At 62.2% G+C, this 19,386-nt stretch carries 17 protein-coding genes; 4 read left to right on the forward strand and 13 right to left on the reverse strand.

The window, feature by feature from the left end; translation table 11 throughout:
* The first annotated feature begins 41 nt into the window (after window positions 1-41).
* Complete coding sequence (locus CDV44_RS16905; protein ID WP_058378922.1) at window positions 42-980, forward strand: LysR substrate-binding domain-containing protein; 939 nt, start codon at window positions 42-44, stop codon at window positions 978-980.
* Between the two features lie 248 nt (window positions 981-1,228).
* On the opposite strand, the gene CDV44_RS16910 is transcribed toward CDV44_RS16905, so the two are convergent.
* Entirely contained in the window at window positions 1,229-2,587 is a 1,359-nt protein-coding gene (locus CDV44_RS16910; protein WP_212677123.1) for an 8-oxoguanine deaminase, read from the reverse strand.
* A complete protein-coding gene (locus CDV44_RS16915) occupies window positions 2,587-3,954 on the reverse strand; it encodes a nucleobase:cation symporter-2 family protein (protein WP_087689061.1) in 1,368 nt (455 codons plus the stop codon). The genes CDV44_RS16910 and CDV44_RS16915 overlap by 1 nt, the downstream gene beginning before the upstream one ends.
* 435 nt (window positions 3,955-4,389) lie before the next feature.
* Between CDV44_RS16915 and uraH the strand changes: the two genes are divergently transcribed.
* The 3 genes from uraH (at window position 4,390) to CDV44_RS16930 (ending at window position 7,940) form a co-directional block, all read left to right on the forward strand.
* Window positions 4,390-4,740 carry a hydroxyisourate hydrolase gene (gene uraH, locus CDV44_RS16920; protein ID WP_058378925.1) on the forward strand — a complete coding sequence of 117 codons (351 nt, stop codon included), beginning with the start codon at window positions 4,390-4,392 and terminating at the stop codon, window positions 4,738-4,740.
* A 48-nt stretch (window positions 4,741-4,788) separates the two neighbouring features.
* Window positions 4,789-5,994 (forward strand): urate hydroxylase PuuD, encoded by a 1,206-nt coding sequence (locus tag CDV44_RS16925; RefSeq protein ID WP_058378926.1) that lies wholly within the window; start codon window positions 4,789-4,791, stop codon window positions 5,992-5,994.
* A 554-nt stretch (window positions 5,995-6,548) separates the two neighbouring features.
* Complete coding sequence (locus CDV44_RS16930) at window positions 6,549-7,940, forward strand: MATE family efflux transporter (RefSeq protein ID WP_087689128.1); 1,392 nt, start codon at window positions 6,549-6,551, stop codon at window positions 7,938-7,940.
* A gap of 98 nt (window positions 7,941-8,038) precedes the next feature.
* Here CDV44_RS16930 and CDV44_RS16935 read toward each other — a convergent pair whose 3' ends face one another.
* From CDV44_RS16935 to CDV44_RS16985, 11 genes are all read right to left on the reverse strand, one after another.
* Complete coding sequence (locus CDV44_RS16935) at window positions 8,039-8,884, reverse strand: proteasome-type protease (protein ID WP_058378927.1); 846 nt, start codon at window positions 8,882-8,884, stop codon at window positions 8,039-8,041.
* 90 nt (window positions 8,885-8,974) lie between these two features.
* On the reverse strand, window positions 8,975-9,775 hold the full coding sequence (locus CDV44_RS16940; protein WP_087689062.1) for a transglutaminase family protein: 801 nt from the start codon (window positions 9,773-9,775) through the stop codon (window positions 8,975-8,977).
* A gap of 4 nt (window positions 9,776-9,779) precedes the next feature.
* The gene (locus CDV44_RS16945; RefSeq protein WP_058378929.1) at window positions 9,780-10,772 is read right to left on the reverse strand and encodes an alpha-E domain-containing protein; all 993 of its coding nucleotides are present in this window, start codon (window positions 10,770-10,772) and stop codon (window positions 9,780-9,782) included.
* A gap of 45 nt (window positions 10,773-10,817) precedes the next feature.
* Entirely contained in the window at window positions 10,818-12,242 is a 1,425-nt protein-coding gene (locus CDV44_RS16950) for a circularly permuted type 2 ATP-grasp protein (protein ID WP_170936023.1), read from the reverse strand.
* Window positions 12,243-12,679: 437 nt separating this feature from the next.
* Entirely contained in the window at window positions 12,680-13,213 is a 534-nt protein-coding gene (locus CDV44_RS16955; protein WP_087689063.1) for an ureidoglycolate lyase, read from the reverse strand.
* Between the two features lie 80 nt (window positions 13,214-13,293).
* Window positions 13,294-14,313: an allantoicase gene (gene alc, locus CDV44_RS16960; protein ID WP_087689064.1), complete on the reverse strand. Its 1,020-nt coding sequence runs from the start codon at window positions 14,311-14,313 to the stop codon at window positions 13,294-13,296.
* A gap of 71 nt (window positions 14,314-14,384) precedes the next feature.
* Complete coding sequence (gene uraD / locus CDV44_RS16965) at window positions 14,385-14,918, reverse strand: 2-oxo-4-hydroxy-4-carboxy-5-ureidoimidazoline decarboxylase (protein WP_371328780.1); 534 nt, start codon at window positions 14,916-14,918, stop codon at window positions 14,385-14,387.
* A gap of 92 nt (window positions 14,919-15,010) precedes the next feature.
* Window positions 15,011-15,967, reverse strand: coding sequence for an allantoinase PuuE (puuE, locus tag CDV44_RS16970; protein ID WP_087689065.1), 957 nt, complete (start codon window positions 15,965-15,967; stop codon window positions 15,011-15,013).
* Window positions 15,968-16,293: 326 nt separating this feature from the next.
* The gene (gene ldcA, locus CDV44_RS16975; protein ID WP_087689066.1) at window positions 16,294-17,226 is read right to left on the reverse strand and encodes a muramoyltetrapeptide carboxypeptidase; all 933 of its coding nucleotides are present in this window, start codon (window positions 17,224-17,226) and stop codon (window positions 16,294-16,296) included.
* A gap of 35 nt (window positions 17,227-17,261) precedes the next feature.
* Complete coding sequence (gene tadA / locus CDV44_RS16980; RefSeq protein ID WP_087689067.1) at window positions 17,262-17,861, reverse strand: tRNA adenosine(34) deaminase TadA; 600 nt, start codon at window positions 17,859-17,861, stop codon at window positions 17,262-17,264.
* 105 nt (window positions 17,862-17,966) lie between these two features.
* The gene (locus CDV44_RS16985) at window positions 17,967-19,277 is read right to left on the reverse strand and encodes an MFS transporter (RefSeq protein ID WP_087689068.1); all 1,311 of its coding nucleotides are present in this window, start codon (window positions 19,275-19,277) and stop codon (window positions 17,967-17,969) included.
* Between the last annotated feature and the right edge of the window lie 109 nt (window positions 19,278-19,386).

The following is a 19,386-nucleotide window of genomic DNA, read 5'->3' on the forward strand; positions in this document are numbered from 1 at the left end:
TGCAATCCCGGGTCCGACATATTCGGATCGTTATATTAGTCATGAGCCAAAACCGCGAACCGATCGATACTTATTTGCTGCGCGTCTTGCATACCTTGCTGATCGAGCGCAGCGTCACGCGGGCGGCCGTCAAGCTGAACCAGTCGCAGCCGGCGATTAGCGCCGCCCTGCGCCGCCTGCGCGACATTACCGGCGACCCGCTGCTCGTGCGCGGCAAGCAGGGCATGGTACCGACCGAATACGGCCAGTCGCTGCTGGAACCGACGCAAAACGCACTGCGCGAGATCGAACGCATTACGGTGCAGCAATCGAACTTCGATCCGGCGACCACGGTGCGCACATTCCGCATCGGCTCGCCCGACTATCTGAACACCCTCTTCGTGCCGACCGTTGTCGAGCGTTTTCGTCAGCAGGCCCCCAACGCACAGCTTGAACTGCATTCCCTCGGACCGGCGTTCGACTATGAGCACGCGCTCGAAGACGGCAAGGTCGATATCGTCATCGGCAACTGGCCCGAACCGCCGGAGCAGCTTCACCTCTCGAACCTGTTCGTCGACCAGATCGTGTGTCTGGTGCGCAATACGCACCCGTTCGCCAAACGCGGCCTCACGCTCGATCAATACCTTGCCAGCCCGCATCTTGCCCCGACGCCCTATTCCGTCGCGCAACGCGGTGCCATCGACATGCATCTGGCGCGCGAGCGTCTCAAGCGCAACGTGGTCGTCACGATTCCGTACTTCAATCTGGCGCCGTACGTGCTGCTGAAGTCCGATCTGATCTTTACGACGACACGTCTCTTTGCCGATCACTACGCCGAGTTCCTGCCGCTGACGGTGGTCGAAGCGCCGATCGACTTCCCGCCGATGCAGTACTACCAGTTGTGGCACGAACGCACGCACTACTCGGATGAAGTACGCTGGCTGCGCAGCGTCATCTCGGATGCCACGCGCACGCTGCTCGAAACCCGCACCCTGCCCTGATTCTGTTGTGATCTTGTGTTAGCTCGGCCGTAGTTCGGCCGTACTTCTGTGACACATCGGCTTCATCCTGCTGTAAATCCCAATCTTGTATTCATAGCCTTGCCGGTTTTTACCGGCGGAGCGGCCCCCACCGCTCCGCCGAACCGCAAGGCAGCGTTCCCCATGCACGAGAACGCCGCTAAGGCCTCCTGATATCCATTGCCACGCTCGGCCACACACCATGAATATGCGGCCGGTGTGGCAACGCTTTATCGGGAAGCCTCGGCCAGTTGCCGCGCCAGCGCGTTGTGACGCGTGACGAGGGTCGGCAGATCGAGCGTCGTCAGACGCCCCTCGCGCACCACCACTCGTCCGTTCACCACGCTGTACGCGGCTTGTCCGGGATTACAGAAAACCAATGCCGCCACGGGGTCGTGCAGGCCGCCGGCCATGCCGACACCGCGCGTGTCGAACGCCACGAAGTCGGCCGCCATGCCGGGGGCCAGCACGCCGATATCGTCGCGGCCCAGTACGCGGGCCCCGCCGATGGTGGCAATCTCCAGCGCTTCGCGCGCCGTCATCGCATTCGGCCCGAAGCCCACGCGCTGCAACAACAACGCCTGACGCACTTCGTTGATCATGCTGGCGGCATCGTTCGAGGCCGAGCCATCCACGCCCAGCGAGACAGGCACGCCCGCATCGCGCATCCGGCGAACCGGGGCGATGCCCGACGCAAGACGCATGTTCGAACACGGGCAATGCGCCACGCCGGTGCCAGTCTTGGCAAACAGCACAATCCCCGCGTCATCGAGCTGCACGCAGTGGGCATGCCACACGTCGTGCCCGACCCAGCCGAGGTCCTGCGCGTACTCGGCAGGCGTCATGCCGAACTTCTCGCGGCTGTAGGCGATGTCGTTGACGTTTTCGGCCAGATGGGTATGCAGCGACACGCCATAGTGACGCGCCATCGTCGCCGATTCGCGCATCAGGTCACGGCTCACCGAGAACGGCGAGCACGGGGCCACCACCACCCGCAACATCGAATACCGGCCCGCATCGTTGTAGCTCTCGATCAGGCGCTGCGTATCCTTGAGAATGTCGGCCTCGCGCTCGACCACGCGATCGGGCGGCAGACCGCCCTGACTCTGGCCCACGCTCATGCTGCCGCGGCTCGCGTGAAAACGCATGCCGATCTCACCGGCGGCTTCGATGCTGTCGTCGAGCTTGCAGCCGTTCGGATAGATATAGAGGTGATCGCTCGACGTCGTGCAGCCCGAGAGCAGCAATTCGGCCATCGCCGTCTGCGTCGACACACGAATCATTTCCGGCGTGAGATTGGCCCACACCGGGTACAGATTCGTCAGCCAGTTGAACAGCTCGCCATCCTGCGCCGCCGGAATGGCGCGCGTGAGGCTTTGATACATATGGTGGTGCGTGTTGACCAGACCGGGGATCACGACGTGCCCGGCCAGATCGAGCACCTCGTCGGCGGTCGCGGGCAGCGAGTCGCTGCTCCCCACGGCCACGATGCGGTTGTCTTCGACGTAGATGCCGCCGCGGGCGATTTCCCGGCGACCGGCATCCATCGTGACGACAACTTCCGCGTTTTTGACGAGCAGCGATTTCATCAGTGCGCCTCCAGCCCGAGACCGTTACCGTTCTTCTCGCCGTGGCCGTTGGCTGCCGGTGCCTTGAAGCCATTGAAATAGGCGTTCAGGATCACCGCCGACAGCGTCGCCAGCAGAATGCCGCTATGGAGCAACGGAGCCAGTTGTTCCGGCATCTTTGCGAAGAACTTGTTCGATGCGACCGGAATCATCGCCATGCCGATGCTGATGGCCACGATGTACAGGTTGTAGCGATTGTTGTTGTAGTCGACCTTGGTCAGGATCTTGATGCCGGTAGCCAGCACCATGCCGAACATGACCACACCGGCGCCGCCCAACACGAACTGCGGAATCGAAGCGACCACCACCGACATCTTCGGAATCAGACCGAACACCAGCAGAATCACGCCCGCCGCCGCACACACCCAACGGCTCTTCACGCCGGTCACGCCGACCAGACCGATGTTCTGCGAGAACGAGGTATGCGGGAACGTGTTGAACAAGCCGCCGATGACCGTTGCCACACCATCCACACGCAGACCGGCCACGAGTGCCTTTTCATCCACCGGCTTGCCGACGATTTCGCCCAGCGCGAGGAACATGCCCGTCGATTCGATGAACGTGATCAGAATCACGATGGTGAGCGTGGTAATCGCCCACGGATCGAACACCGGCATGCCGAAGTGGAACGGCATCACCACGTCGAACCACTTGACCTGATCGAGACCGTCGAAGCTCACCTTGTGCAGCATCAGCGCGATGGCGAAGCCGAACAGAATGCCCAGCAGCACGGCGATGTTAGAGAAGAAGCCCTTCACGAAACGCGTGATCAGCAAGATGAAGATGAGCACCGCGAACGACACGCCCAGATAGACCGGATCGCCGTAATCGGGGTTGCCCACGCCACCGGCCGCCCAGTTGATGCCCACGCCAATGATCGTCAGACCGATCGACGTGATCACGATGCCCGTCACGATCGGCGGGAAGAAGCGCAACAGCTTGCCGATGAGCGGGGCAATGAGCGTGCCGATGATGCCCGAGGCAATCGTCGCGCCGAAGATGCCGGGCAGGCCTAGCGCCGGGTTGGTGCCGATGGCAAGCATCGGACCGACCGCCGCAAACGTCACCGCCATGATGACGGGCATGCGAATGCCGAAGCGGCCCACGCCCACGCTTTGCAGCAGCGTGGCGATACCGCAGCACATCAGGTCGGCGGAAATCAGGAAAGCAATCTGATCCTTGGGCAAGCCCAGGGCGCCGCCAATGATCAGCGGCACAGCGACCGCACCCGCATACATCACCAACACGTGTTGCAGGCCCAGCATGAACAATTTTGCGATCGGCAGTCTCTCGTCGACTGGATCGACGGTTTTCGTTGTCACACTCATTGCGTCTCCATCCCAGGGGGGCTGTTTGATTGATTTTTTGGGGTGGCTCAATGGTGCAGGTCGACGCCTTTTGCGGCAAGACCACCGGGGGCTATAGTGTTTTTTTCATAGAACGTATGCATGAATGCTTATCTTGAGTTTCGGGTTTTCCCCAAGAATGCACGTAGCCATTGGGCTTTCCGGGCAAATCATCGATGGCCGGGTCACCGCATCATGCGGATACTGTTATAGACCGCATAACAGAACCCCATAGTGGTCCAAAAAATCCTCAATCCGGTGCATGCTGAGCGCGCTTGCCATCTTCAGGCAGTCACTTGATGCGCGTCATCTTTTTGTCTGGCGTGACATGGTATGTGCGCGTTTTTATCTTTGGTATTGCGCGCGTTGCCGGGTCGCCATCTCCCTACAATGCACCCATCCATCACAGGAGACACCATGGGACGACTGACTACCCACGTACTTGATACATCGCACGGCAAGCCTGGCGCGGGCATCCGTGTCGAGCTGTGGCGCGTGGACGGCGAGCGCCGCTCGCTGCGCGACGTGCAGACCAATAACGACGGCCGCTGCGACAAGCCGCTCCTCGAAGGCGAAGAGTTCGTCGCGGGCGAATACGAGCTGGTTTTTCACGCAGGCGACTACTTCGCGGCACAAGGCGTGGATGTTCCGGCGCCGCGTTTCGTCGATCGCGTTGTTTTGCGCTTCGGCATTGCCGAGCCTTCGCAGCACTACCACGTGCCCCTTCTGGTGTCGCCGTGGAGCTTTTCCACGTATCGCGGTAGCTAAACCTAATAACCGCGGACGTGAATGTCAGGCAGTTGAGGAGAACATAAGATGGAAGCGTTTATTACCGACTGGGTCAATCTGCTGTTGCGCTGGCTGCACGTGGTGGCTGCCATTGCCTGGATTGGCGAGTCGTTCTATTTCGTGATGCTGGACAACGGTCTGAAGCCGCCCAAGGCGGCCGAAGACAAGCAAAAAGGCGTGTTCGGCGAGATGTGGTCGGTGCACGGCGGCGGTTTCTACCACGCCCAGAAGTACCTGAACTCGCCGCCGCAGATGCCTTCGGACCTGCACTGGTCGAAGTGGAAGTCGTACACCACGTGGCTGTCGGGCTTTGCCCTGTTCTGCGTGCTGTATCTGCTGCAACCGCAGACGTACCTGATCGACAAGAACGTGATGGATCTGCAACCGGGTCAGGCCGTCGGCATTGCCGTGGCGTTCCTGATCGGCGGCTGGTTCGTCTATGACTTCCTGTGCCGTGCACTGGGCAAGAACGAGCGCGTGCTGGGTATTGGCGTGGCGCTGTTCGTGGTGGCCGCAACGTATGCCACGACGCACATCTTCGCGGGCCGTGCGGCGTTCCTGATCGTGGGCGCGATGATGGCGACGTCGATGTCTGCCAACGTGTTCTTCTGGATCATCCCGGGCCAACGCAAGAGCGTGGATGCGCTCACCAAGGGCGAAGTGCCGAACCCGATCTGGGGCAAGCTGGGCAAGCAACGCTCGGTGCACAACACGTACTTCACGCTGCCGGTCGTGTTCATCATGATCAGCAACCACTACGCGTTCACGTACAGCAACCCGTACAACTGGGTGATCCTCACGATCATCATGGCGGCCGGTGCGATGATTCGTCAGTTCTTCGTGCTGCGTCACTCGGGCAAGAATCTGTACGCGCTGCCGGTAGCGGGTGCCGCGCTGCTCGCCGGGATTGCCGTGTTCGCCGCCCCGCGCCCCACCCCGGCCCCGGCCGCCGGTGCGCACGGTGAAGCCGCCGCCCCTGCCGTGAAGCTCTCGGAGATTCAGCCGATCCTCACGCAGCGTTGCGCGACGTGCCACTCGGCCAAGCCGACCATGATGGGCAGCGCACCGGCAGGTGTGATGCTCGACACGCCGGCCGAGATCTCGCAGAACGCACAGCGCATTTATCAACAAAGCGTGGCGCTCAAGTCGATGCCGCTGGGTAACGTGACCCAGATGACGGATGAAGAACGCCAGAAGATTGCCGCTTGGTTCAACGGCGGCGCACAACAATAACGGCTACGACCGTCTTTCTTGCTGGACCCATGTTGGGGCGCTTCGGCGCCCCTTTTTTATGGATGTACGCGTCGACGCCCCCCCCCAAAGCCAGCCAAAGCTATTTCCCATGACGTTATAAAAATCAAACACTTGGGAACTTTGTTACGCTGGCGCGGGTCTGTTCTACGCGCCCGGCAGTCCGGGGGTGACGTTCAGAAGGTAACCAATACGGGGAATCTCCCCGCAACCTTCCAACGACGTCAGATGACCGGCGCGATGCCTTCACTGGCAGGCGCGTCACGCACAAACATCATGAATTTCCTTCTGTTTTCCGATTCACGGCAAGGCGTTGTCTGGGTGCATTTGCATCAGGCGATGTTCCCGCCGTCCTTCCTGCCGACCCGATAACGCTTCTCGCGTTACCTCGGGCGGAGCGGGTGCGCCATCGCTTGCGCGCGCCCGGCAATACTCCCCGGCAACACTCTCCATCTCGCAGTACCTGATGTGCAAGCCACGGTGAGCCGCGTCCCGACACGACGCGGCGATATGTCATCGAGGGGATCATGTCCAACATGTCTCATTCCAATTCTTATTCGTCCACGCAGGGCGTGAGGACGCCTGCGTTCAAACAACTTTTCAAGCAGTTCACTGCACTCGCGATTCCGACCATCTTGTCCGGATGGGTCTACACGATCTACACACTGATCGACGGGATCTTCATCGGCCGCTACGTCGGCCAACAGGCACTTGCCGCGCTTAACCTCGTGGTGCCGCTGCTGTACGTGCCTTACGCCTTCAGCGTCATGGTCGGCGTGGGCGGTGCCACGCTCATCGCCCGTTTGCTGGGCGAAGGCCGCGAGGCCGACGCCCGCCGTGCGTTCTCGCAGGTGCTTTGGGCGATGCTCGCCTTCGGCATCATGATGAGCGCTGCCGTCTTGCTGTTCCGTCATGAGATCGCTGCTGCACTGGGCGCAGAGGGTGCCATCGCCGCCGACGTGGTGGCCTATTTGTCCGGCTGGGGCTGGTTCGTGCTGTTCGCGAACGGCCTGTACGCGATGGAGCTCTTCCTGCGTGTGGAAGGCGCACCGGCTGCTCGTTTCGGCTTGTACGCGATGTTTCTTGGCGCGCTGGCCAACGTGGCGCTCGACTACTGGTTCATCGCCGTCAAGGGCATGGGCATGTACGGCGCGTCGCTGGCGACGGGTCTGTCGATGATGGTGTCGAGCAGCGTGATGCTGGCGTATCACTTCGTGTTCGCGAAGCAGGTCGTGCCAGCGCGTCGCGCGTTCGGTGCAGGCGAGTCGTACGTGGGGCGCGTGATGTACAACGGTGCGTCGGAGTTTCTCGGCGCCATCGCCCCGGCGATCACGGTGTTTGCGTTCAACCGCGTGATTCTGTCTAACTTCGGCGAGTCTGGTCTGGCGGCGTATGCGATTCTCGAATACATGACGCTGGGCGCGACGGTCACGATGGTGGCGCTGGTGCAGAGCATGCAGCCGATGATCAGCTACTATCGCGGCGCTCGCGATATGGCGGCCCTGAAGGGATCGTTCAAGCTTGGCGTAATCGCGGTGATGGGCTTTTCGGTGCTGGTGGCCATTGCCATGGCGACACTCTCGCGCCCGCTCACGTTCCTGTTTCTGCCGGAAGGCGGCAATGCGTGGTCGATTCTGGAGCACGCGGTGCTGTGGTACGCGCTGGCGTTTCTACCGGCAGCGGGCAACCTGATCGTCGCGGGCTTTCTGACGGCGATCGAGGCCCCCGGCCCGTCGGCTGCGATTGCTACGTTGCGTAGCTGGGTGTTGCTGCTGGGCCTGCTGTGGTTCCTGAACGTCTGGTTCGGTGGCGCGGCCATCTGGTACACGCTGCTGATCACGGAAATACTGACGTTGGGCGTGAGCGCGTGGCTGTACTGGCGCACGGTCAACGGCGGTGAAATGCTCGCCCCGCAGATGCAGGCTTGATGCCGGATCGGTAGCATCCATTGGCAAGACAAATAAGAACGGCGTGACTTGAGTCACGCCGTTTTTTCATGCCGCGCTGGTTATCCGATGGCCTGCGTTCAGGACGGCATCTTGAGCTTGAAGGTCTGCGCAAGCGACTGCACGGTGCCCGGCTCGGTCGCCCCGGGCACGCCATCGGGCGGCACGGCCAACGGCGGCAGCCCGGTCGGGGTATCCGGCACGGTGGCGGCCCACTGCGGCTCGGGCAGTTCGTCGAACACCTGACGCAGGCGCTCGCCCCACGTGTCGTGAATCATCTTGTAGTAGACGTTCTCGTCGTTGAGCGACGCGAAGCGCGTCACGCGCAGCGAATTCTCTTCATACACGAGCAGATCGAGCGGCAGCCCCACCGACACGTTGGAGCGCAGCGTGGAATCCATGGAGATCAGCGCGCACTTGGCACCGTCGTCGAGCGACGTGGCGGGCGTGACAAGCCGGTCGATGATCGGCTTGCCGTACTTCGATTCGCCGATCTGGAAATACGGGTTCACGGACGACGCTTCGATGAAGTTGCCCGCCGAATACAGTTGAAACAGGCGGCTCGGCGCCCCGGCAATCTGGCCGCCCAGCAGGAAGCTGCAATTGAAGTCGACGCCGAACGCTTCGAGCGCCTTGGCATCTCGTTCGTACACGTCGCGAATGGCCTGCCCCACGACGCGCGCCACGTCGGTCATGGTTTTGGCATTCCAGAGGGTGTTGGCATCGCGCGCTTCGACGAGGTGCTGGCGCACGGCCTGTGTGACGGCGAGGTTACCCGCCGAGAGCAACACGAGCACGCGCTCGCCCGGGCGCTCGAACACCAGCATTTTGCGGAAGGTGCTCACGTGATCGACACCCGCGTTGGTGCGGGTATCGGAGAGAAAGACCAGCCCGGCATCGAGCTTCATGGCCACGCAATACGTCATGTCGTTCCTGTCTTGCAAAGCAGGGGCACCGTCCAATTCGGTGCCCCTGCGAGTGAATCTTGTGAGGGTACTGCCAGTGACTGATAGTGACTACTGGTCGAGCGGCGCCGCATCGACTTTCACGGACACATGCAGCGCTTCGGTCGCCCCGCCGCTGCGCATACCGCGCACCGGGGCGGCGGACTCGTAGTCGCGCCCCACGGCCAGCCGGCAATAGTTGCCGCTGGCGAAGCACGCGTGCGTGACGTCGATGCTAACCCATCCCGCCCCGTCGACCCAGACGTCGACCCATGCATGGCTTGCCGCATGGGGCACGTCGCCCGGATCGATGTAGCCGCTAACGTACCGCGCAGGCACGCCGCGCGCCCGGCAGATGGCCAGCATCAGATGCGCATGATCCTGACACACGCCCCGCCCTAGCGCCAACGCTTGCGCGGCGGTGCTGGTCACAGCGGTGATACCCGATTCGTATTCGACGTTGTTGCAGATGATCGCTGCCAGTGCCAGCAGTTCATCAGGCGTGGTGAGTCCGGTGTCTGCGGCCATGGAGTCGATGGCCTCGCTACGGGCGGTCAGCGGCGTCGGGCTGGCGAAGGATAACACCGGTACGGTGTGGGCCGTCTCGCCGAGCCGCCCGTCGACCAGCGGCGTGGTTTCGATTTCTCCTTCGGCGAGCAGGTGGATTTCGCTATGCGGCTGGTGCAGCACGAGGGTGTGCATGTCGTTGCCGTAGGCATCGCGCGCGGCGGTGAGCTTGCCGGGCGCGTTGAGCCGCCAGTGCACGACGCGCTGCACTTCCGATGACGGCGGCGTGAGCCGCAGTTGCTGGATGGTGTAACGCACCGGCGTGTCGTAGCGGTAGGTTGTCTCGTGACGAATAGTCAGGCGCATGGCATCAGGCCGCGAGCGGGATCAGGAACGTCTGGCTGATCTTGTTGCCGAGCACGGACACGCGCTCGAGAAACTCGGTCAGGACCGGGTGCAAGCCTTGCTGCTGAATCTGCTGGATATCGGTGTATTTGAGTTCGGCGTGCAGTTTGCCGGCGTATCGTTCGACGTCGCCGGATTGCGCGTTGGACAGGGTGGCGAGGTTTTCGCAAACGCCCGTGAGTGAAGCGAGCAGCGAGCGCGGCATATGAGCGTTGAGCATGAGCAATTCGACGACGCGCTCGGGGGTAATCACGTCGCGATAGACCTTCCGGTAAATTTCGAAACCGGACACGCTGCGCAGCACGGCCGACCAGTAGTAAAAATCGGTCGGATGCGACGCGTCGGGGCCCGCCCGGTCGGTGCGCACGGCCTCGTGAAAGCGCACGTCGAGGATACGGGCGGTGTTGTCGGCGCGCTCGAGAAAGAGGCCGAGCCGGGTGAAGTAAAACGCGTCGTCCTGAAACAGGGTGCCGAAGCTGACGCCGCGCGAGAGATGCGAGCGCACTTTGACCCACTCGAAGAGGTGCGCCGGGTCATGCTCGAGCAGGTCGATCATGCGGGGGAATTCGAGCCACGTGCTGTTGACGGTTTCCCACAGTTCGGTAGTGAGCGTGCCGCGCACGGCGCGGGCGTTTTCGCGGGCGGCCGCGAGGCAACACGCGATACTCGACGGGTTGTCGCGATCGCGCACAACAAAGTCGAGCACGTTGGCACGCGTGGCGCGGCTGTGTTTGCGATTGAAAGCAGGTTCGAGTTCTGAAATTCGCAACGTGGCGCGCCAGCCGGCTTCGTCGTTGAGACCGGCCAGCGAGATGGGAGCGTTGTCGTCTTCGTCGTCGATGACGTCTTGCGGGAGCAGCAGGTTCTGCAAGTTGACGTCGAGCAGACGCGCGGTATTTTCGGCCCGCTCCATGTAGCGGGCCATCCAGAACAGGTGGTCGGCGGTACGGCTGAGCATGATCTCTTCCCGAGTTTGATGACGTAGTTCTGGCTGTCGATTCGGTTACTTCTCAAGCACCCACGTGTCTTTGGTGCCACCGCCCTGCGATGAGTTGACGACGAGCGAGCCCTCGGTGAGCGCCACGCGCGTGAGGCCGCCCGGCACCATGGTGATGTTCTTGCCGGACGACAGCACGAACGGCCGCAGATCGATGTGTCTCGGGGCGATGCCGGCTTCGACGAAGGTCGGACAAGCGGACAGCGCCAGCGTGGGCTGGGCGATGTAGCCGTCGGGCTTGGCAAGCAAGCGTTGCCGGAAGGCTTCGATCTCCGCCTTGGTGGACGCGGGCCCGACGAGCATGCCGTAGCCGCCGGCGCCGTGCACTTCCTTGACGACAAGCTCGCCGAGGTTATCGAGGGTGTACGCAAGATCGTCGGCGCGCCGGCATTGGTAGGTCGGCACGTTGTTCAAAATCGGCTTTTCGCCGAGATAGAACTCGATCATGTCGGGCACGAACGGGTAGATGGACTTGTCATCGGCGACGCCAGTGCCGATGGCGTTGGCCAGCGTGACGCGGCCCGCACGGTAGACGCTCAGCAAACCCGGCACGCCCAGCGTGGAGTCGGCACGGAACGCCAGCGGATCAAGAAAGTCGTCGTCGATACGACGGTAAATGACGTCAACGCGCTTGGGACCGTTGGTGGTGCGCATGTAGACAAGATTGTCTTCGACGAACAAGTCCTGCCCTTCGACCAACTCGATGCCCATCTGCTGGGCCAGAAACGCATGCTCGAAGTACGCTGAGTTATAAATACCCGGGGTCATGACGACGACGGTCGGGTCGTCAACGCCCATCGGCGCGACGGCGCGCAGGTTGTCGAGCAACATATCGGGGTAATGCTCGACCGGTGCGATGCGGTTCCGGGCGAACAGCTCCGGGAACAGCCGCATCATCATCTTTCGGTTTTCTAGCATGTATGACACGCCGGACGGTACGCGCAGGTTGTCCTCCAGCACGTAGAACACACCATCGTCACCGGTTCCCGCTCTGACGACGTCGACCCCTGCGATATGCGCGTAGATGTTGCCGGGCACGTCGACACCCTGCATCTCCGGCCGATACTGAGCGTTCATCAACACCTGCTCAGCCGGGATGACGCCCGCGCGCAAAATGTCCTGATCGTGATAAACGTCGTGAATGAACCGGTTCAGCGCATCGACCCGCTGACGCAAACCAGTCTGCAAGGTCTGCCACTCATGCGCTGGAATGATTCTCGGGATGAGGTCGAAAGGTATGAGCCGCTCGGTACCCGCCTCGTTGCCATAGACGGCAAAGGTGATCCCCACCCGTCGGAACGCAAGGTCAGCCTCGGTCCGCTTATGGTGCAAAACATCGTCGGACTGACACTTGAGCCAATCGTCAAATCGACGGTAGTGCGAGCGAGTCGTGCCTGTGATGCTCGCCATCTCGTTATAGCTCTCGACCATACGCTTCTCCGCAGATTGCTGTGTCGAGATCGAGCAATATCCATGCCCGAGCTTTTTTGATCACTTTCGGCACGATTTCGGTGCGGTTTCCTCCACTACGCACCATGCCGGTGATTTTGAGTATAGGTCGGCGCGTTCGTTGGCACAGGATTTAGCCTTTTAGACCTCCTCGCTGGACACACCGAAACCTCCCCGCTGGACACGCCGAAACCTCCCCGCTGGACACGCCGAAACCTCCCCGCTGGACAGACCGAAGCCCCTTCCCGCTGCTCAGACAGTGTTCAACTCGCCTCGGGAAGGGGCTCCGGTCTATCCCTACCCACGTCGCTGGTCCCTCCGGCGACACCGCCCCCTCCGCTCTTCGTTTCCTCTTCCCGCCAAACAAAAACGCCAGACATCGTCTGGCGTTCTTGTTTGATTCCCTGCAAGGCTGCCTGTTATGCAGCTTTCTGCCCGCCCTGCACTTTGTCCAACTCGGCCTGCGTCAACCAATACGATCCCGGCAAATCCTGCTCGTCACAGTTGTGACCCTCACCACCCCGGTCCACCACGATGAAGTCACTCACCTCGTGCAATGCAAGTAATGGGTGATGCCACACGCCTCTCGCATAATTCACGCCCTGCCAACCATCCGAGACGAACGCTCGCATCTGGCCCACGTCCAACTCGCCCGCCGGAGCGACCACCACCAAATACGGCAAGGTCTTCAACGGGATGAACGCCTGACTGCCCAACGGGTGACGCTCCAACATCTTCACCTCGTACGGCAACGTGCGCGGTTGACCACGGAACACGTTCACCAACGTGCGGCCACCCTCGGGCCCCAGATCGACCGTCGCCAGATCGTGATACCGCTCGGTGGTCCCGCCATTGATCGCGAAATGCTTCGCCCCCGCCAACTCGATCACGTCGCCAAACGCCGCAAACGACTCACGCGTCAATCGCTCAATCTTCAATGCCGGACCCGCCATATCACGCTCTCCTTCTTGTTTTATCCACTCGCACACTCGCCGCCCGACGCTCCGGGCGGCAGTTGCACGCTGTCTTTTGCTTACTGCTTCCCGCCCAACCGACCCCACAGGCGCAGGCGCGACACGCCTCCGTCCGGGATGATGTTGAACCGGATGTGCGTGATCGCACCCAGCTTCTGAATCTGCTCTTCAAAGAAGAACTGCTTGTCCATCGCCAACTTCTGCTCAGGCAACAACACGGGCCAGAACATGGACTGCGTAATCAACGACTGCTCGGTGCCGCCCGTGACGTACGCGCCCTGAATGGAGCAGCGGTCCGGGAAGTTGCCCTTGAAGTGCGCGGTATCGACTTCGATCTTGCCGATCTCGCCCGGCTGCGCCAGCGCGATGATGGCCCAGTCGTTACCCGGCTCGCGACGACGGCGCGTCTCCCAGCCATCGCCCATGTTCACGCCACGGCCCGGCATCAACAGGTTCGAGGCCAAACCGAAGTGCTGGTTGTTGGCCGCGACGACGTAGCCGCCGTTTTCCATCGCGATCAGGTCGATCAGTTCGTCACGCGAGCGATTGTTCCAGTCGCTCTGCGGCAAGCCGTACAGGCGCAGGCGCGCCAGTCCGCCGTCCGGATACAGGTTCACGCGCACGTGCGTGGCCGGGCGCTGGCTGGTGATGTCGTGGTAATGGTGCGAGTTGCCTTGCAGCGTGGTCGAGGCGAGCAGTTCGAACCACTCGGCGTTGTCGGCCGGCGCACCGTCGGGGCTGTAGCAGCCTTCCAACGACGCGGCCGGCGGGAAGTTGCCGGTGAAGTGGCTGGTGTCGAGATCGACGCCGAACAACACGCCCGGACGCGCCAGCTTGACGATGCACCAGTCGTACCCGTTGACGCGCTTGCGGCGCGTCTCCCAACCGTCCATCCACTTGCCGTTGTCGTCGTACTTGCCGGGGATGAACACGGCAGGGTCGGGGTTGAGCATGCGCTCTTTGGCCGCGAAGAATTCGTCGCTGGCCACCAGTGCCTGTGCACCCAGACGCGGGTCAGCCAGATTGACGTAACGGCGCACGAATTCCGGTGCGTTCGGGTCTTGCGGGGCGAGGGCCATGCCAACTCCTTAATGCGCTTTAGTGTCTGAAACGGTAATGCGGATGGTGCTTAAACCTGCTGGCTGGCGGCTCAGTCGCTCACCAGATCCTGCAAGCGGAAACCCGCGATGCGGAAGATCTGACGCAGGCACTCTTCGATCTCGTCGGCACGGCTGTTTTCCAGTCGCGTCGCGAAGTTCTCGATGATGCTGCTGCGCGTATGTCCACGCACCGCCAGGATGTACGGGAAACCGAATTTGGCCTTGTAGGCGTCGTTCAACTGCGTCAGCTGCGCAAACTCTTCGGCGCTGCATTGGTCGAGACCGGCACCGGCCTGCTCACGCGTGGATTCGGCCGTCAATTCGCCACGGACTGCTGCCTTACCCGCCAATTCCGGGTGGGCACGGATGAGGTCGAGTTGCGGGCCTTCGCCGGCATCGATGACGGCCTGACACATCGCATCGCGCAAGGCGGCAACGGTGGCGAACGGACGATCTTCCCAGGCGGCTTCGGCCACCCACGGGGAATGCTCGAAAATGCCATCGAGTGCGGCGATGAATTCTGCGCGCGGCAGCGCCGACAACGCGGCAACGGTACGTTGGGTCATAGGCAACGGGGCGTTCATTTACTGCTCTCCTGGAGAACAAGGGTGGCGCCCCGCCGCGCTCCCTCGCGCAGCCCGATGACGCCTGTCGGTTTCAAGATTAGGTGATGAACTCAAGCGGCCACGAACGGGTGGCGCTCCTGCCAATGGCGTGCCACGTCGATACGTCGGCACACCCACACCCGGTCATGCTTTTCGATGTGATCGAGGAATCGCTGCAACGCCGCAAAGCGCCCCGGACGACCCAACAACCGGCAGTGCATGCCGATCGACAACATCTTCGGTGCTTCGTCACCCTCGGCGTACAAGACGTCGAACGCGTCGCGCAGGTAATGGAAGAAGTGGTCGGCGGTGTTGAAACCCTGCGGCGCGGCAAAGCGCATGTCGTTGGTATCGAGGGTGTACGGCACGACCAGATGCGGCTTCACTTCGCCACTGCTGGTTTCCACCTGCGTCCAGAACGGCAGGTCGTCGCCGTAGTTGTCGGAGTCGTAGACAAACCCGCCCTGCTCGACCACGAGCCGGCGCGTGTTGGGGCTATCGCGCCCGGTGTACCAACCCAGCGGCGCGCTGCCGGTCATTTCCTTGAAGATGTCGATGGCGATGCGCATGTGCTCGCGCTCGGTCGCCTCGTCCATGTTCTGATAGTGAATCCAGCGCCAGCCGTGACACGCAATCTCATGCCCCAGCTCCTGAAACGCGGCGGTCACTTCCGGGTGACGCTGCATGGCCATGGCCACGCCGAAGACGGTCAGCGGCAATCCACGGCGCTCGAATTCACGCAGAATTCGCCACACCCCGGCACGTGAACCGTATTCGTAAATGGACTCCATGCTCATATGACGGGCTTCGTACGCGGCCGCGCCAATGATCTCGGAGAGGAACTGCTCGGACGCACGGTCACCGTGCAGCACGCAGTTCTCGCCACCTTCTTCGTAGTTCAGAACGAACTGGACGGCGACGCGCGCGCGGCCCGGCCAATCGGCAAACGGCACGTGGCGGCCATAGCCGATCAGGTCACGGGGATAATCCTTGGAGCTTGCGGTGTTGCTGGCTGGGCTGCTGGCCATGATGTCTTGGCATCCTTGTGACGGCGAAACGATCGAAGCAGTGTAGCCAAATCCACTCCGGCAAAACATAGCCGTACACAGATATTCAAGCTGTGCCGTGACATATAGTCGCCCTTCACCGCACCCGCTCGGCAATGCTCAGGCCGCCCCATCCGGCGCACTGGCGGCCCTGAAGGCCCTGCCCGTTCTCCGGCGAACTGACAGCGATTTCCCCTGCAAATCCCCCAAAGCGCCCCGGATCTGCACGAAACCCAAAAAACAACGCCGGGCGCGAAATTCGGCCCGGCGTGGTTGTTCAAACGATGCGGCGGCGGTGATTTACGGCGTCAGACCGCCTTATAGGGATATCCCGTAAGCGTGAGCGTGACGCGCTCACCCGACGTCTGCAACCTCGCCTGACCGCCCACGGGCAAGGTCAGCTTGTCGGGGCAATGGCCGAACGGCAAACCCGTGACGATAGGAATACCGACGACTTTGCGCATGCTGGCAATCATGGTGTCCATGTCGTAGCCGTTGTCGTACTCGCTCAGCCGGTATTCGGAGAAGTCGCCCAGCACGAGCGCACGCTGCCGCCCGAGAATGCCGGTCTGATGCAACTGATACAACATGCGCTCAACCCGGTAAGGCGGTTCGTTCACATCTTCGACAAACAACACGCCACCGTCGATCTGCGGCAGATAAGGCGTGCCGATCAGGCTGCACACCATCGCCAGATTGCCGCCCCACAACGTGCCCGCGACGTCGATGTCCTTGCCGCCCCCGTCACCGGTCCATTCGGCCACGTGCTCGGGCGCGCTCAGAATCGACTGGAAATGCGAAAGCGTGAAGTCGCTCAGGGTCTCGGCCCCGAAGTCGGCGGTCAGCATCGGCCCGGAGAAGGTCGTCAGGTGCGAACGCGCCAGCAAGGCGAGTTGCAACGCGGTGAAGTCGCTATGACCGACGATCGCCGCCGGCGTGCCGGACAGGCGTCGATGCAGTCCCTCGTAATCGAGTTGGTCGAGCAGATGCACCGCGCCGTATCCGCCGCGCACGGCCAGAATGACGTCGGGCACCGGATGGTCGCGCCCGGCGAGACGGTTGATCTCGGCAATGCGCTCGGCGTCGGTGCCGGCAAAACGCAGGTATTGGCGCTCGAGGGCTTCGCGGTTGTCCACGGCATAACCAAGGCGCTCGAGCGTCTCGATGCCGCGCGCGGCGACTTCAAGACTGGCCGGATAGCCGGAAGGCGCAATCAGTTCAAGCAGCTTCGTCTGGGTCAATTGGGTTGTCCCGGGTAGGCGTTGGGGGAGTTGTTTCAGGGGGTGCCGGGCGCTTTGCCGGTGGCTTCGGCCGCAGTGGCAAGCCGTCGTGCCCGTGCAGCGGCACGACGTTCACTGAAGAACCGTTGCAGTATGCCGACGCACTCGTCGCGACGAACCCCGCCGACGACTTCGGCATGGTGATTGAGCCGCGGTTCCGCAAACAGATCGACGACGCTGCCACAAGCGCCCGTCTTGGGGTCTGCCGCGCCGTACACGACACGCTTGATGCGCGCATGCATGATCGCGCCCGCACACATCACGCACGGCTCCAACGTCACGTACAACTCGCAGTCGGGCAGCCGGTAGTTGCCTAGTGTCTGAGCGGCCGCACGCAAGGCCTGCATTTCGGCGTGAGCCGACGGGTCATGGCCACCCACCGGACAGTTGTGCCCAACGGCAACGACCTGCCCGTCGCACACGACCACGGCCCCCACGGGGACCTCGCCTTGCAACATGGCGGCGCGCGCCTGCTCAAGCGCCAGCCCCATATAGGTCGCGTCTGCGGTCGCTTCGGGAGTGCCGTGGAGGGCCGGATCGGTGTCGCCCGGCGGAACGTCGGGATGGTCGTCGGAGGCGGGTAAATCTCGATTCATGTAACGCTGACGGAAAGCCGCCACGCAACGCCCCGCCCTTTGGCGAGACGCCACGCAGCGCAATGGGCCGCTTTGGCAATGCGATATTCTCGCACGGCCGCGCCGTCAGGCCATCGCCGCCGTGGCCGCGCCGCGTTTTCGATACAGCACGAGGGTGGCGATCAGGCCGCACACGGCCGCGAAGGTCATCCACCAGCCGGGCGCAGCCTTGTTGCCGGTCAGCCCGATCAGCCCGGTCGCGACCGCAGGCGTGAAGCCGCCGAACAACGCCGTCGCCAGACTGTAGGCTAACGAGAACCCGGCCGTGCGCACGTCCACCGGCATGATCTCGGTCAGCGCGACCACCATGGCCCCGTTATAGCTGGCGTACAGGAACGAGAGCCACAGTTCGACGACGAGCATCTTGCTGAAGGTCGGCTGCACGACCAGCCACGCCATCGCCGGATACGCGGTGAGAATGGTCAGGACGGTGAACACGATCAACAACGGCCGCCGCCCGATCCGGTCGGACAACGCCCCCATGATCGGCAGCCAGATGAAGTTGGACACGCCCACGCAGAAGGTGACGACCAACGCATCGGTGGTCGACAGTTTCAGCACGGATTTGCCGAAGGTCGGCGTGTAGACGGTGATGAGGTAGAACGACACGGTGGTCATGGCCACCAGCATCGTGCCCGCCACCACGAGGCCCCAGTTTTCCAGCATGGAGCGGAAGATTTCGCGAGTGCTCGGACGATGCTTGCGTGCGAGAAACGCTTCGGTTTCCTGCAACGAACGCCGGATGTAGAAGAGCACCGGCACGATCATGCAACCGATGAAGAACGGAATGCGCCAGCCCCAGTCGGCCACCTGCCCCGGCGTCAGCCACTTGTTGAGCAAGTACCCCAGCAACGCAGCCACGATGATCGCGACCTGCTGACTCGCCGACTGCCAGCTCACATAGAAGCCCTTGTGCCCCGGCGTCGCCATCTCGGACAAATAAACGGACACGCCACCCAGTTCGACGCCTGCCGAAAAACCCTGCAACAACCGGCCAATCAGCACGAGCAGCGGCGCGGCGTAGCCAATGGCGGCGAAGCCCGGCACGAAGGCGATGAGGATGGTCCCCATGGCCATCACGGACAAGGTGACGATCAGCCCGCGCCGCCGCCCGATCCGGTCGACGTACGCGCCCAGGATGATGGCGCCCAACGGCCGCATCAGGAACCCTGCGCCAAACGTCATGAAGGTGAGCATCAGCGACGCAAATTCGTCGCCCGACGGGAAGAACGTCGCGGAGATGTAGGTGGCGTAAAAACCGAACAGGAAGAAGTCGAACATCTCCATGAAATTGCCACTGGTGACGCGAATCACCGTGGCAAATTTCGAGGAAGGCTTTTGGGACACGGAAGCGGAATCAGCAGGACTGGCAGCCATGATGCGTGCACCTCACCGGGGACGATGTCACTCAAGATAGCACTTGGCGCGACACTTGACATCATGGCTTTCACTTCTGCCGGCGCGACCGTATTACAGGTCGTTGGCC

Origin of the sequence: Pandoraea sp. PE-S2R-1, from assembly GCF_002179865.1 — a bacterium.
GTDB lineage: Bacteria > Pseudomonadota > Gammaproteobacteria > Burkholderiales > Burkholderiaceae > Pandoraea.

Coding starts and splice junctions, on each gene's coding strand:
- CDV44_RS16935 (WP_058378927.1), bottom strand. CDS start 8,884: ATGACGTATTGCGTGGCCATGAAGCTCGATGCCGGGCTGGTCTTTCTC.
- CDV44_RS16945 (WP_058378929.1), bottom strand. CDS start 10,772: ATGCTCAGCCGTACCGCCGACCACCTGTTCTGGATGGCCCGCTACATG.
- CDV44_RS16955 (WP_087689063.1), bottom strand. CDS start 13,213: ATGGCGGGTCCGGCATTGAAGATTGAGCGATTGACGCGTGAGTCGTTT.
- CDV44_RS16950 (WP_170936023.1), bottom strand. CDS start 12,242: ATGGTCGAGAGCTATAACGAGATGGCGAGCATCACAGGCACGACTCGC.
- CDV44_RS16905 (WP_058378922.1), top strand. CDS start 42: ATGAGCCAAAACCGCGAACCGATCGATACTTATTTGCTGCGCGTCTTG.
- puuE (WP_087689065.1), bottom strand. CDS start 15,967: ATGGCCAGCAGCCCAGCCAGCAACACCGCAAGCTCCAAGGATTATCCC.
- tadA (WP_087689067.1), bottom strand. CDS start 17,861: ATGAATCGAGATTTACCCGCCTCCGACGACCATCCCGACGTTCCGCCG.
- CDV44_RS16985 (WP_087689068.1), bottom strand. CDS start 19,277: ATGGCTGCCAGTCCTGCTGATTCCGCTTCCGTGTCCCAAAAGCCTTCC.
- uraH (WP_058378925.1), top strand. CDS start 4,390: ATGGGACGACTGACTACCCACGTACTTGATACATCGCACGGCAAGCCT.
- CDV44_RS16915 (WP_087689061.1), bottom strand. CDS start 3,954: ATGAGTGTGACAACGAAAACCGTCGATCCAGTCGACGAGAGACTGCCG.
- CDV44_RS16925 (WP_058378926.1), top strand. CDS start 4,789: ATGGAAGCGTTTATTACCGACTGGGTCAATCTGCTGTTGCGCTGGCTG.
- uraD (WP_371328780.1), bottom strand. CDS start 14,918: ATGAACGCCCCGTTGCCTATGACCCAACGTACCGTTGCCGCGTTGTCG.
- CDV44_RS16930 (WP_087689128.1), top strand. CDS start 6,549: ATGTCTCATTCCAATTCTTATTCGTCCACGCAGGGCGTGAGGACGCCT.
- alc (WP_087689064.1), bottom strand. CDS start 14,313: ATGGCCCTCGCCCCGCAAGACCCGAACGCACCGGAATTCGTGCGCCGT.
- CDV44_RS16910 (WP_212677123.1), bottom strand. CDS start 2,587: ATGAAATCGCTGCTCGTCAAAAACGCGGAAGTTGTCGTCACGATGGAT.
- CDV44_RS16940 (WP_087689062.1), bottom strand. CDS start 9,775: ATGCGCCTGACTATTCGTCACGAGACAACCTACCGCTACGACACGCCG.